Genomic DNA, 13,565 nt, shown 5'->3' on the forward strand with positions numbered 1-13,565 from the left:
TGACTATACTGGCTTCATGAAGAACAGAATCGGGCCAATCTTGCTGGCGGCGGCTCTGACAGCCACCGCATCCTCCGGAAGCCTGCCGGCGGAGACCCTGTTGGTCGCCAACAAATCCGACGCCACGGTCGATCTCCTCGACCCTGTCAGCGGCACCAAGCGCGCCACCCTGCCGACCGGCAACGCCCCCCACGAGATCGCGGTCTCGCCGGACGGAACAACCGCCGTGATCACCAATTACGGCGATCGACAGAAGCCCGGCTCGAGCCTGACCGTGGTCGATATCCGGCGCGCGGAAGTCCTGCGCACGATCGGCCTCGGCGAGCACACCCGGCCGCATGGAGTCGTCTGGCTGTCGGACGAAACCGTGGCGGTCACCACCGAGGGCAGCCGGCATCTGCTCATCGTCGAGCCGTCGAGCGGAGCCATCCGCCAGGCGGTGGAAACCGGCCAAAACATCTCTCACATGGTGGCCGTTGCCGGTAGCCGCGCGTTCGTCGCCAACATCGGCTCCGGTACCGTGACCGTCATCGACCTCGAGACCGGCACAAAGCTCTCCGACATCGCCACCGGCGAGGGCGCCGAGGGTATCGACGTAACTCCCGATGGCCGAGAAGTCTGGGTCGGCAACCGCGGCGCGGACACTCTCTCGGTGATCGACCCCGAGAGCCTCGAGATTCTCGCCACCGTGCCATGCCCGGGCTTTCCGATCCGAGTCCGGGTGACTCCGGACGGATCGCGGGTACTGGTCTCGGCAGCCAGATCCGGAGAGGTCGTGGTCTTCGACCGGACCGAGCGCCGGGAGCTGGTTCGTAAGGCGATCGACCTGAGTACCGTGGACGGTTACGAAGAGCGGCTGTTTGGCGACCGCTTCGGCGCCAGCCCCGTGCCGGTCGGCCTGGTCGTTTCGCCCAACGGCGACACCGCCTGGGTCGCGGCGACCCAGGCCGACACCGTGGTCGTGCTCGGCACCGAGGACCTGATCGTCCGGGGCCTGCTCAGCGCCGGCCGTGAGCCCGACGGCATGGCCTGGGCGCCCTAAATGCTCTCTCGACCCACGGGCCCAGCGGGCGGCCGCTGGTAGACTGCGCGCGCTTCATGCACAAGATCCGTGTCAACGGCACCGAGCTCGCCTACCACGAGTGCGGCGAAGGCCCCGAAACCGTGGTCTTCTCCCACAGCTATCTGGTGGATCACCGGCAATTCAGCGCCCAGATCGAGGCCCTCGAGGACCGGTATCGAGTCATCGCCTTCGACCATCGCGAGCACGGCCAGAGCGCGCTCGTCGAAACCGACTACTCGCTGGACGATCTCGTCGACGACGCGACGGCGCTCATCGAGCGCACCGGAGCCGGCCCGTGTCACTTCGTGGGTCTTTCGACCGGTGGGTTCGTCGGTCTGCGTCTGGCGCTTCGCTCGCCACATCTGCTCCGGAGCCTGGTGCTCATGGACACCTCCGCCGAGCTCGAGCCGGCCCTCAAACGCCTCAAGTACGAGACCATGTTCCAGATTCTGCGCGTGTTCGGCTTCGGCCCGCTCATGGGGAGCGTCATGGGACTCATGTTCAGCCCCGCGTTCCTGAACGACCCCAAACGACAAGACGAGGTCGACTTGTGGCGGAAGCGAATGCGAGCGAACGACCGGCGCGCCATCGTTCGCTTCGGACGGGCCATCTTCAAGCGCGATGACGTCTTGCCGGACCTCGGCGCCATCGAGACTCCGACGCTGGTCATCGTCGGCGCCGACGATCGGCCCCAACCTTCAGAACGGGCGCGTCGCATCGCCGATGGCATCCCCGGAGCCGAGCTCATGGTCATTCCCAACGCCGGGCACCTGTCCACCATCGACGCGCCGGACGCCGTCAACAACGCTTTGATCACGTTCTTCGCCGAGCTTTGGAAGCGCACGGTGCCCGCCGACGAAGACCGATCATGAGCTCGCATCTTTCTACGGCCCTGGTGTTGTTGGTGCTGTCCGCGGCCTGCACCAACGCACCGCCTCCGGGCGGCCCGACGCCCGATCGCCGATCGGGAGAGCCAACCAGGGTCAGGGTCGCGCTCTTCAACATACGCGAGCTCAAGACCGACAAGATCTACGACGTCGACGCCGACGGCCGCGGACGCGACCCGCAGGCCCTGGCGGCCGCGGAGATCATTCAGAGGATTCGACCGGACATCCTGGTTCTGAACGAGATCGACCATGACTACCGAGCTTCGGCAGAAGGCCTGGATTGGAGCGCTCGACGGTTCCGCGACGCCTATCTGGCCGGTGGCTCGGAGCCTCTCGAACTGACCTACTCCTACGCGGCTCCCAACAACACGGGACTCCTTTCCGGGCTGGACCTGGACGGTGACGGACACGCGGCGACGGACGCTGACCGCGGCGGCCGCACTCACGGCAACGACTCCTGGGGTTACGGCACTTATCCCGGCGAGTACTCGATGGCTGTGCTCTCCCGATTCCCAATTCGACATCGGGAAGCTCGGACCTTTCAACGGTTTCTTTGGAGGGACCTGCCCGGACACCACATGCCGGCTGAGCACTTCTCCGCAGAGGTCGCCGAGCGTTTGCGCCTGTCAAGTAAGTCGCACTGGGACGTCCCGATCGAGATCGACGGCAGCCTTCTGCATCTGTTCGTGAGTCACCCAACACCCCAGGGCTTCGATGGGCCCGAAGACAAGAACGGCCGGCGTAACTTCGACGAGATCAAGCTCTGGACCGAGTATCTGGACGGCGGCGATTCCCTCACCAACGATCGCGGCGAGACCGGCGGCTTCGGCTCGCGAGAGCCCTTCGTTGTGGTCGGCGACCTCAACGCAAGACCGCTGGTACCGGGCACCGAAAGAGAGGGGCCCTTCCGCACCTCGATCTACGACGGTAGAGCTTCGATCGATCAGCTCCTGAGCCACCCGCGCATCCAGGACAGCGGCCCATTCGTGACCAGCGCCGGCGGTCTGACCCACAACGCCGAAACACCGAGAGAACCTGGCCCACCTGGCTATCCCGAGCGCTCCACTTCCGTCTTCGGCGACGGAGCCCGGATCGACTACGTCCTGCCCAGCGTCGAGCTCGAGATTCTCGGAGGCGGCGTCTTTTGGCCCACGCCGGCCGAGGATCCCGAAGGCGCCCAATGGGCCGAGCAAGCGTCCGATCACCGGCTCGTCTGGCTCGACCTGGCCCTGGACGTTAGCGACCCATGAAACTCACCTATGCTGATGTCGTGAACCAGATCGCGGGTTCACCGGCGACGCCGGCGGCGGCCATCACCTCGCGCAGACGCGCGGACTCCACGAAGGCCTGCGCCGATTCGAGCGTCTCGAAGTCGTGCCAGGCCCTTTTCGCTCAGGTATCCCCTACCCGCCGAGCCAGCCAGTACATCCACACCCCGACCGCTATCGTGGGCGGCCCCTCCCACCACACCCAGACGGCAGGCAGTCCGGCCCAGGGGCCGAGCAGCGACAAGAAGACTCCCAGCAGTACGGTCAACCGGCCCGCGAAAGCTACAAACCCGGCGTAGCGCCGGACATCGCGGGCAACGTAGAGCGTCAGCGCACCCACCAGCGCATAGATCGCGCAGAGCGAGCGCGTCAGGTACTCGGTGAGTGGCGAACGGGGCAACGGCTCGAGTCCCAGCCGGTCGTTGACTACCGCCATCCAGTCGGTGGGCATGACCATCGGCACGAGAGCCAGCAGCGTCAGCCCGCCCAGACAGCGCAGAAGCCAAGTGAGCGTCGCTTCGGCCTTGCTCGAGACCTTCTTTGCCGGCATGCCCGAGAGAATAGCCCAGAGACCGCTGCCGGAGGGAAGCGCAGGAGCGGCCACCGGCTCGTCGGTAGACTAGCCTCCCGAGGGAACATGGATCCATGCGCGCCGTTTTCTTAGAACGCCACCCCTTCGGTCCAGGGGCGGTGAAGTTGCCGCCGACGACTTCCCCATGAGCCGGCGGAGCATCAGGTGGGCCTTGACCGCCCTCGTGGTGTGGAACCTCGTGGCTTGCTCCTGGTTGGCCAGCTCCCAATTGACCAGCAAGCGCTACTGGGACGAGCGCTTCAGCGTCGGCAATGTCAAGAACGTCCTCGTGGAAGGGACACTCCGTCCCGAGACCGGCTGGTATGGACGCCTCTCCTACCTGCCGCAGACGGCGATCCTCGCGGGGCTTCAATCGCTCTATCGGCTGACTGGGCTCGAGCGGCTGGAGGTCTTTCGAAGCGACGGCCGCTTCAGCGCTTCGGCCTACCTCGTCTCGCGCTGGGTCACGGTTCTCTACGGAACGGGCAGCCTGATTCTCACCTTCCTGATCGGTCGGCGAGTCTTCTCTTCGGGGGTAGCTCTCTTGGGAACCACTCTGCTCGCAACCAGCCCCTGGGTGTTGCGTCACTTCGTGACATTCAAGCCCGACGCGCTGGTGCTACTGCTTGTCCTGGCCACCAGCTACTGGGCTCTCGACGCGTTGGAGCGCCCTTCTCGCGTGAGCTTCCTCATCGCTGGGCTGGGAGTCGGGCTGGCGGTCTCGACCAAGTACACCGGAGCTCTGGCCTCCATTCCGGTCGTTGCTGCGGCGCTCGCCGCATGGGATGGCTGGCGCCGGGCGCTCGAGAGGCTAACGATCGCCGGCGCCGCTGCCACCGCCGTCTTTCTGCTTCTCCATCCAGACCTCGGCTTCTACCTCCATTTTCTCCGAATGCAGGATCGCTTCTATTCTGCCGAAGGCGGTCATTCCTTCGGCTCGATGCTGGTTTCCGAGGTGTCGAATCTGCTCCATTGGTCGTTCCACGGCCCCTGGCTCGGAGTCGTCGCCCTGGTTGGAGTCGGGGCACTGGGCCTTCAGTTGATTCGTGTTTCGCAAGCGGACAGTTCGAACCTTCGCCTGCCGCAACTGGCGCTGTTCCTGAGCTTCCCGCTCGGATTCTCGGTCATCTACGCCCTTGCGACGAGTTGGCCCAAGGGCAACAACTACCTGGTCATCGTGCCCTTCACTTCGCTGGCGGCCGCGTGGCTGCTTCACGAGGTCTGGCGTTGGCTAGCCGAGCGCATCCCGGCTTCCGCCCGGCGGCCGACGCTCTGGGTCGCGCTCGCAGGACTGCTGCTGCTCGAGGTCTGGCCGGCGAACGCTTACATCTATTCGGAGACCGTGGGGACGACGACATTCGATCAAGCCGTGGAAACGGTCCGACGCCTCAGCCCGTCTCTCAGCCGGCGAACGGCAGTGTACGAAACAGGCGAGGGCACGCTCGACTTGCGCTCCAAGCGCCCCGGACACAAGGAGATCCTGGTGGCACAAGAGGTCACGGCGCTCACGGAAGTCACGGAAGAGAGGCTCGATCTGGTCGATTTCGAGATCTTCGCCGAAGATCGTCTGCAAGGGCCGCGTGCCGATTTCTATCGGCGGCGCATGCAACGCCTCGACGCGAAGGCGATCGTGATCCACCGCCCCGAGTGGTTCAAGGCCATCGGGCCGAGCCGGGTTCTGCTGCTCCACCCCTGGTACTGGTTGTCGCCGCCGGAGCCAATCGTCTGGCAGAAAGAGCGCCCCAAGAAGGGCGGCTACGTCGGAAGGCTTCCGCGGGGGCTGCGCGCCGGCCAGCCCATCTCGCTCGAAGCCCGCATACCCAGAAACACCCGGGCTTTGACCAGCGTCAACGTCGGCGACATGGAGCTCGCTTTCCTCGGGACCGGCTGGGATCAGGACGGCGAACGCTTCTCGACCCGGCGGTTCGCGCTACCGGCGCCGAATCTCAAAGTCCGACTGGAGTGGGCCGAGACACCCCCTCCCGAGGATTCTCCCCGGGTTGCGCTCGTTCGCTGGACCACGAAACGGCCTCGGCGGATCGCTAGCTCTCCAGGGGCTCGGTCATGGTAGTCAGGAGGCGCGCCGACTCGGTTTTGCTCCGAGTCCGTCCTGCAACCGCAACACTCCGGCCACGATAACGTAACGACCAGGAGAATGGCGGTGAGCACTCTGTTCAACAGGAAGGCCGCGCTCGTCATCGCCGCTCTGTGGCTGGCGTTGCCGTGGCCGGCGCCACCGCTCGCCGCCAGCGCCGGGGAATCGGACACGCGTTCGGCCGAGGGCGACGAGCACTCGTTCCGGGTCGCGCTCGGCAAGTTGACCGAGAACGTCGCCTGCGTCAGCGATCCGACCCAGACCTACACTCTCTACCTCCCGAGCGGCTACACCACCGAGCGCCGCTGGCCGGTTCTCTTCATCTTCGATCCGCGCGGTCGGAGCGTTATGGCAGCGGAGATCTTTCGCGCCGCGGCCGAGCGCTACGGCTGGATTCTGATGAGCTCCGACAACACCCGAAGCGATGGGCCCTGGGACCCCAACTTCAGAGCCGTCAGAGCCATGGGCCCGGACGTCAAGCGCTATGCCTTCGACACCGATCGCATCTATGCGACCGGCTTTTCGGGCGGCGCGATGCTGGCATGGATCTGGGGCCAGCAGACCGGGGGCGTGGCCGGCGTCATCAGCAGTGGTGGGCGGCCTGTCAATCCCTCGGTGCCCGATACAGAAGTACCGTTCGCTCACTTCGGCGCCGCTGGCGACGAGGAGTTCAACTACGAGCCCACTCGCGAGCTGGACCGTACAGCCGAGAGACTGGGCGCGCCCCATCGCTTCGAGTCCTTCCCCGGACCCCATGCCTGGATGCCGGCCGAGTTGGCGCTCGAGGCCGTCGAGTGGATGGAAATCCAGGCGATGCGCTCGGGAGCCCGCGAGGCGGACTCCAATCTCGTCGCCGAGCTCTACGCGAAGGACCTTGACCAAGCGCGGGCACTGGAGCGATCGGGCGATCTCTTGAAAGCGCAGCGGCGCTTCGACGCCGTCGCGCGAACCTTCGAGGGTCTGCGGGACGTCGAGGAAGCAGCCGAGCGGGCCGCCGAGCTGGCGGAGAGTCCCGAAGTGGGCCGAGCCCTGGCCGCCGAGGACTCGGCGCGCAAGTACGAACGAGCCCAGCTCTACCAGATGGCTCGCGCCTTCGGTCTTTTCAACCTACCTGGCGCTGCGGCGGACCCAACAGAGGTCATGGAGGTCACCGAGCTCGAGCGGGAGTTGCGAATCCCGAGCCTGCTCAAGACCGCCAAGGCGGACACGGCCAAGAGCTTCGCCGCTCGGCGGGTCTTGAACTCCATGTCCGCGCAGTTGGGCTTCTACCTGCCGCAGGACTACTTCAAAGCCCGAGACTACGCGCGCGCCGCGGTCGTTCTGGAACTGGCCACCCGCGTCGGACCCCCGCGGTCGTTCGTGCTCTACAACCTGGCCTCGGCCTGGGCGCGGCTGGGAAAGAAGAAGCGGGCGGTGTCGGCATTGGCGCGTGCGGTCGCCGCCGGATACTCGAACCTCGAGTACATGGAACAGGACTCGGATCTCGAAAGCCTGCGCGAGCTCCCCGCCTACACCGACCTGGTCGCTCGCCTGCGAGCCGAATGAGAGGCGGCGGCTAGAGTCGTGATCAGGCCTTCGCGGTCGATTTCGGTAGCCGATGTCGCCGGCCACTACGACGACCTGGATCGATTCTACCGAGACGTGTGGGGGCGACATGTCCATCATGGCCTCTGGGCCTCGGGTCGAGAGCATCCCGAAGAGGCCGTTCAGGAGCTGGTGCGCCTGATCGCGGAAAAAGCGGAGATCGGCGTGGGCGACACCGTTTGCGACGTGGGCTGTGGCTACGGCGCGACCGCTCTCCAGCTGGCCACGGAGTACGGATCCGACGTTGTCGGGCTGACGGTCTCACCGGCCCAGCTCGATTTTGCGACCAGCCAAGCCCGAGCCGGCTCGAAGCTGCGATTCCTCCTCCGCGACTGGGAGGTCAACGGCCTCGACTCGATGTCTTTCTCAGCCGTCGTGTCGATCGAATGCCTGGCTCACGTCGACGACAAGAGTAAGTTCTTCGCCGAGATATTCCGAGTCCTTCGACCCGGGAAGAAGGCGGCCGTCGCCGCCTGGTTGTCGGCCCTCGAGCCCAGGGGCTGGCACGTTCGTCATCTGCTGGAGCCGATTTGCCGAGAGGGTCGGCTGGCGGGCCTGGGCACCGAACGCGAGTACCGCCAGATGATCGAGGCCGCCGGTTTGGAGCTCGTCGAGTTCCAGTCCCTGCGCCGGCAAGTGCGCAGAACCTGGAACATCTGTGCGCGCCGGGTCGTAGCCGGTGTCCTGACCAAACCCGCCTACCGACAGTTCCTCTTCAAACGGCCAACCTCGAACTGGATCTTCTTCGTGACGCTCTGGCGGATCATTCTCGCCTACCGCGTGAAGGCGATGGACTACGGTCTCTTCATCGCCCGAAGGCCACTGCTCTCAGAGCCAGCGGAATTCCGGGGGACCTGATCCGTCGCAGCTTCGTGGCAGCGCCGTACAATTCACGCCATGCGAAAGCAACCCAACAGCTACGACTGCGTGGTCTGCGGCGTTCGCAATGACGCCGGCATCAAGGCCGCTTTCTACGACACGGTTTCCGAGGGCGGCCAAGCCGAGGTCCTGGTGCGCTTCACCGCGCGCTCGAATCACCAGGGTTATCCCGGCCGAGTCCACGGTGGCCTCGCGGCCGGCATTCTGGACGAGGCTATTTGCCGGGCGATCAACGCCGGCAACGCCGAAGGCGACGCCACCGTCTGGGGCGTCGCCGTGGATCTCTCGACCAGGTTTCTCCAGCCGGTGCCGCTCGACGTCGCGCTGACGGCGCGTGGACGCATCACCCGGGACCGCCGCCGGCTGTTCGAAGGCAGCGCCGAGATCTACCTGCCGGACGGCAGTGTCGCCGTGACCGCCGAAGGCCGCTACGCACGCCTGCGCCTCGATCGTATTGCGGACGTCGACAACGAAGCCCTCGGCTGGCGCGTCTACGCGGACGAGACCGAAACGCCATGAGCCGCAGACGCTAAAACGCCTCCTCGGCCGGCGCGAGCCTGAGCCTGCGAGTCGCACCCGAGCCGGAGTAGACTCACGGCGAAGGAGACCGCATGCTGGAACGAAAACGGAACTCCGCCCTGGGCGGATCTTGGATCCTGGTACCGCTGCTGGTCGCGGTGAGCTGCACTTCGTCGGATCGACCTGAGCAGATGGCCGACCTGGTCCTGCGCAACGGCGTGGTCTCGACCTTGGCCGCAGATCGGCCCGAAGCGCAAGCGGTGGCGGCCCGGGGGCCGTGGATCGTCGCGGTGGGAAGCAACGCGGACATCGAGCCCTGGATCGGTCCCGAGACGCAGGTCATCGACCTCGACGGCCGCCGCGCCGTACCCGGCTTCATCGAAGGCCACGGTCATTTCCTGAGCCTGGGCAACGCCAAGACCATTCTCGATCTGACCCGGGCGCGAACCTGGGACGAGATCGTTGCGATGGTAGCCGCAGCCGCCGAACGAGCGCAGCCCGGCGAGTGGATCTCGGGCCGCGGCTGGCACCAGGAGAAATGGGATCGGCCGCCCTCACCGGCCATAGACGGCTCCCCCGTCCATCAATCGCTGTCCGCGGCGAGTCCGCAGAACCCGGTGCTCCTCGGACACGCCAGCGGTCACGCCGCCTTCGCCAACGCCAAAGCGATGAAGCTCGCAGGCCTGACCCGCGACTCCGAGAAGCCTCCGGGAGGAGAGCTGGTCCGCGACGCTTCGGGAAACCTCACCGGGCTGCTGCGCGAGACCGCTCAGCGCGTGGTCGCCGAGGCCCGCTCGCGCTCGCGCGAGGGTCGAAGCGACGAGGAGGTCGAGGCCGAGCTGCTCCGGTTCGTCGAGCTCGCAGGCAGAGACGCCCTCTCCAAAGGCGTCACCAGCTTCCACGACGCCGGCGCCTCGTTCGAGGAGATCGACTTCTTCAACCAGCTCGAGGCCGAGAACGAGCTCCCCGTACGCCTCTACGTCATGGTGCGAAGGGAGAGCAACGAGAAGATGGACGAGCTCCTGCCCGGCTATCGGATGGTGGTCGACGGCGACGACTTCCTCACCGTCCGTTCGATCAAGCGTCAAATCGACGGCGCGCTCGGCGCGCATGGCGCCTGGCTGCTCGAGCCCTACAGCGACATGCCCGAAAGCGTCGGCCTGGTGCTAGAGCCCGAGAACGACATTCGGGGTACCGCCGAGGTGGCGGTCAAGCACGGTTTCCAGGTCAACACCCATGCCATCGGAGACCGGGCCAACCGCGCCGTGCTCGACATCTACGAAGAGGTCTTCGCCGCCAACGACAACCCGGCGGATCTGCGCTGGCGCATCGAGCACGCCCAGCACCTCCACCCCGACGACGTGCCACGGTTTGCCGAGCTCGGGGTGATCGCCTCGATGCAGGGTGTGCACTGCACCTCCGACGGGCCCTGGGTGCCGGAGCGAATCGGTGACCAGCGCGCCGCCGAGGGCGCCTACGTCTGGCGAACACTCATCGACCACGGCGTCGTGATCAACAACGGCACCGACGTGCCGGTCGAGGACATTGACCCCATTGCCAGCTTTCACTCGACCGTGTCCCGCCGGATGAACAACGGCGAGCTCTTCTACCCCGACCAGCGCATGACCCGAGACGAGGCCCTCCGCTCGTACACCTTGAACAATGCCTACGCGGCCTTCGAGGAGGACCTCAAGGGCTCGATCGAGCCGGGCAAGCTGGCCGACATCACGATCCTGTCGCGGGACATCATGACCATTCCCGAGGAAGAGATTCCGGCGGCGCAAGTCGACACGACGATTCTCGGCGGGGGCATCCGCTACCAGCGCTCCGAATGACTTCGATCCCCTCCTTCGAGAGGGACCCCTACCTCAGGCGGCTGGATGTCGAGGTTCTCGGCGTCGGCGAGGCGGAGGGCCGACCCTATGCGGTGCTCGACGACACGCTGCTCTACCCCGAGGGAGGCGGGCAGCCCGCCGACCACGGTCGCCTCGGCGACATCGCGGTGGTCGACGTGCAGAAGGTCGAAGGCGAGATCCGTCACTACCTCGCGTCTCCCGGCGAGACCGGGACCGCGGTCCTGCTGCTCGACTGGCGGCGGCGCTACGACCACATGCAGCAGCACACGGCTCAGCACCTGTTCTCGGCCCTCGCCCTGGCCCGGTTCGGATGGGCGACCCGATCCTTCCATCTCGGTCCCGAGACCAGTGACATCGAGCTCGACGCGCCCGACCTCTCCGCGACCCAGCTCGCGGCGCTCGAAGACGCGGCCATGGCGGAGATCGTCACCGGCCGGCCGATCAGCACGCGCCGGGTCTCCCCGGAGGCGTATGCCGAGCTCGATGTCCGCAGCCGGGGCCTACCGGACGGGCACCGCGGCGACATCCGGCTGGTGGAGATCGAAGGCATCGATCTCAATACCTGTGGTGGCACTCACCTGAAGTCCACCGGCGAGATCGAGGCGGTGAAGATCCTCGGCACCGAACGGCTACGGGGCGGCAACCGCGTTCGCTGGGTGGCCGGAGGTCGGGTTCGGAGCCGATTGGCGGCGCACGAAGCGCGTACCGCCGAGTTGCGCGGCCTCTTCGATAGCGACGACGCTAGCCTGGTCGAGATCGCGAATCTCAAGCTCGACCAGTTCGGCAGAGCCCGGCGCCGCATCCGCCAGCTCGAATCCGAGCTGGCGCAGGCCAAGAGCGAAAGCTCGGCCGCGAGCGCAGAGCCGGCGGTCACCATGCACTTCGACGATGCCGACGGCGGCTTTCTTCAGCAGACCGGCCGGGCGCTGCTCGCGCTGGCGCCGGCCAAGGCCTGTCTGCTGACCGCGAGCGGCGAGAAAGGCTCGTTTTTCCTCGTCGGCGTGGGTAGCGAGAGCTCGCTCGATGCCGGGGAGCTCGGACCGAGGATTGCCGAGATCCTCGACGGCCGGGGCGGCGGCTCGGGGGCGATCTTTCAAGGCAAGGCCGGCTCGCTAAACGGGCTCGAAGAAGCCGAGTCGCTCCTCCTTAGCGCGATCACTACTTCGAAACACTAGCGGACAGGTTGTAGCTGCGGTTCCCGTCGCGTAACCGCTCGATCCGCTGTCCGGGCTCTCGCCCTCAGCCTCCTGCTCAAACGTCAATCAGATAGCCGGAGAATCCGACAGGTCCCACACCTTCACCATTGAGCGATTTGTTGAGGAACATACGCACTTGCACCGGCTGGCTCGCTTCGCTGTAGAGCCGCACTGGCGCCGCCCAACGCGTGCCGGAGAACACGCTCGGCCCGACGACCTTCTGATCGTCGAGCCGAATAAACCTATAAAAGACCTGGGCCATGCCATCGTGAGTGACGATGTCGACATCGACCGGGTGTGAAAGCGCTGCGAGAGCGCTGGGAATAGAGCTCTCGGCCGCCAGCCACTCGATAACCAGGCGCTTGTTCGCAGGCACTTGGAACAGTGTCGTCCAGGCGCTGCACTCCGACCCACCTACCTCTGTCGCGAGGCTGACCTGCCCCTGCACGGCATTGGCCGCGGTGAATCCAGCCGCCGCCGTCTCCTGAAACGAACCGTCCGGGAACTCGACCCCGTTGTCGTGCAGGCTCACTGCGCCGACGCTCACGACCAGTACGACGCCGAGCGCGAAGTAGAGGATTCGTGTTTCTCTCATTGGCTGCTCTCCTTTTCGTCCAGACCCACTGAAAAGAGTCGTCAACAGAAACGCCGCGGCGTGCGGGGCTACAGTCCAAACCCCTCAGCCAGGCTTGGTCGTCGGAACCGCACTGTGCTCGCCTCTTGTAACGTAACATGTAACGGGCTCGCCAGCGGGTTTCGGGCTGCCAATCAAAGCCAAAGGGCCTTCGCGGTCGTGCGCCATGTCAGGATGTCCGCTGCCGACTTCGAGTCACCCATGAATCAGACGACCCGAGAATCGACTGCGAGAGCCGGCCGGATCGCGACCGCCGCGGCGCTCCTCGCGCTCATTTCGCCGACCCTTGTTCGGACCTGGGCCCAAGAGACTCCCCGATTCGAGGAGCAAATGGAGGTCACCGAAGTGCTGCTCGACGTCGTGGTCACCGACCGCGACGGAAACCTGGTGGCCGGTCTGAACAAGAGCGATTTCGTCGTCGAGGAGAACGGGCGCGAAGTCGAGTTGACCGGAGCGGACTTCTACGCCACCCGCTACGACCTCAACGGATCGCGCGACGGCACCTCCAAACAGATCCCGGCGAGCCGCTACTTCATCTTGTTCTTCGACGACCCGCGAACGATCTCGAATCGCTTCAACCGGTTGATCCGGCAGCACATCGACGCGGCCCAAGAGAGTCGCAAATGGATCGAAAACGAGTTGATGCCGTCCGACTGGGTGGCGGTGGCCGGCTACGGCATGCGGCTCAAGATCTTTCAGGACTTCACCCAGGACCGGGAGGCTCTTCTCCAGGCGCTCACCGATGCTTCTCGGGGCATCAACCCCGAGAAGACCCGCTGGACACGCGAGCCACCTCCAGCTACTGCCCCCTCACTGCTGCGGCACCTGCCGGCCGGCAAGGAGCTCGGCCGACAAACCCGACGGATCTATTCGGCGATGCGCCTCCTGGCCGAGGCCACCGGGCACATCGTCGGCCGCAAGACCCTGATGTACTTCGGCATCGGCTTCGGAACACTGGACGGCCCGGGCGGCTATGCCATCCCCGATCGGCGCTACTACCCCGAGCTCGAGCG

12 protein-coding genes are annotated in these 13,565 nt (G+C 65.8%); 10 read left to right on the plus strand and 2 right to left on the minus strand.

Translation table 11 applies throughout. The annotated features are described in order from the left end of the window. Nucleotides 1-16: 16 nt before the first annotated feature. Genes GY769_01585 through GY769_01595 form a run of 3 tightly spaced genes read left to right on the plus strand, consistent with a single transcriptional unit; the run spans nucleotide 17 to nucleotide 3,200 of the window. On the plus strand, nucleotides 17-1,042 hold the full coding sequence (locus GY769_01585) for a beta-propeller fold lactonase family protein (protein MCP4200609.1): 1,026 nt from the start codon (nucleotides 17-19) through the stop codon (nucleotides 1,040-1,042). Nucleotides 1,043-1,098: 56 nt separating this feature from the next. After that, complete coding sequence (locus tag GY769_01590; protein ID MCP4200610.1) at nucleotides 1,099-1,935, plus strand: alpha/beta fold hydrolase; 837 nt, start codon at nucleotides 1,099-1,101, stop codon at nucleotides 1,933-1,935. Continuing rightward, nucleotides 1,932-3,200, plus strand: a complete 1,269-nt coding sequence (locus tag GY769_01595) for an endonuclease/exonuclease/phosphatase family protein (GenBank protein ID MCP4200611.1) — start codon at nucleotides 1,932-1,934, stop codon at nucleotides 3,198-3,200. The genes GY769_01590 and GY769_01595 overlap by 4 nt, the downstream gene beginning before the upstream one ends. Before the next feature lie 142 nt (nucleotides 3,201-3,342). On the opposite strand, the gene GY769_01600 is transcribed toward GY769_01595, so the two are convergent. After that, nucleotides 3,343-3,768, minus strand: a complete 426-nt coding sequence (locus GY769_01600; GenBank protein MCP4200612.1) for a hypothetical protein — start codon at nucleotides 3,766-3,768, stop codon at nucleotides 3,343-3,345. Nucleotides 3,769-3,934: 166 nt separating this feature from the next. On the opposite strand from GY769_01600, the gene GY769_01605 reads away from it, so the two are divergent. The 6 genes from GY769_01605 (at nucleotide 3,935) to GY769_01630 (ending at nucleotide 11,897) form a co-directional block, all read left to right on the plus strand. Beyond that, nucleotides 3,935-5,860, plus strand: coding sequence for a glycosyltransferase family 39 protein (locus GY769_01605; protein ID MCP4200613.1), 1,926 nt, complete (start codon nucleotides 3,935-3,937; stop codon nucleotides 5,858-5,860). Between the two features lie 90 nt (nucleotides 5,861-5,950). Then, a complete protein-coding gene (locus tag GY769_01610) occupies nucleotides 5,951-7,429 on the plus strand; it encodes a hypothetical protein (GenBank protein ID MCP4200614.1) in 1,479 nt (492 codons plus the stop codon). 18 nt (nucleotides 7,430-7,447) lie between these two features. Next, nucleotides 7,448-8,326, plus strand: coding sequence for a methyltransferase domain-containing protein (locus GY769_01615; protein ID MCP4200615.1), 879 nt, complete (start codon nucleotides 7,448-7,450; stop codon nucleotides 8,324-8,326). Nucleotides 8,327-8,365: 39 nt separating this feature from the next. Further along, complete coding sequence (locus GY769_01620) at nucleotides 8,366-8,866, plus strand: PaaI family thioesterase (protein MCP4200616.1); 501 nt, start codon at nucleotides 8,366-8,368, stop codon at nucleotides 8,864-8,866. Between the two features lie 92 nt (nucleotides 8,867-8,958). Further along, nucleotides 8,959-10,701 (plus strand): amidohydrolase, encoded by a 1,743-nt coding sequence (locus tag GY769_01625; GenBank protein MCP4200617.1) that lies wholly within the window; start codon nucleotides 8,959-8,961, stop codon nucleotides 10,699-10,701. Next, the gene (locus GY769_01630) at nucleotides 10,698-11,897 is read left to right on the plus strand and encodes an alanyl-tRNA editing protein (GenBank protein MCP4200618.1); all 1,200 of its coding nucleotides are present in this window, start codon (nucleotides 10,698-10,700) and stop codon (nucleotides 11,895-11,897) included. Before GY769_01625 ends, GY769_01630 begins: the two co-directional genes overlap by 4 nt. Before the next feature lie 76 nt (nucleotides 11,898-11,973). On the opposite strand, the gene GY769_01635 is transcribed toward GY769_01630, so the two are convergent. Continuing rightward, nucleotides 11,974-12,513, minus strand: a complete 540-nt coding sequence (locus GY769_01635) for a hypothetical protein (GenBank protein ID MCP4200619.1) — start codon at nucleotides 12,511-12,513, stop codon at nucleotides 11,974-11,976. Between the two features lie 240 nt (nucleotides 12,514-12,753). Between GY769_01635 and GY769_01640 the strand changes: the two genes are divergently transcribed. Beyond that, nucleotides 12,754-13,565 (plus strand): hypothetical protein (locus tag GY769_01640; protein ID MCP4200620.1); only part of this gene is annotated, 812 nt, incomplete at its 3' end.

It is taken from the genome of bacterium (genome assembly GCA_024224155.1).
GTDB lineage: Bacteria > Acidobacteriota > Thermoanaerobaculia > Multivoradales > JAHEKO01 > CALZIK01.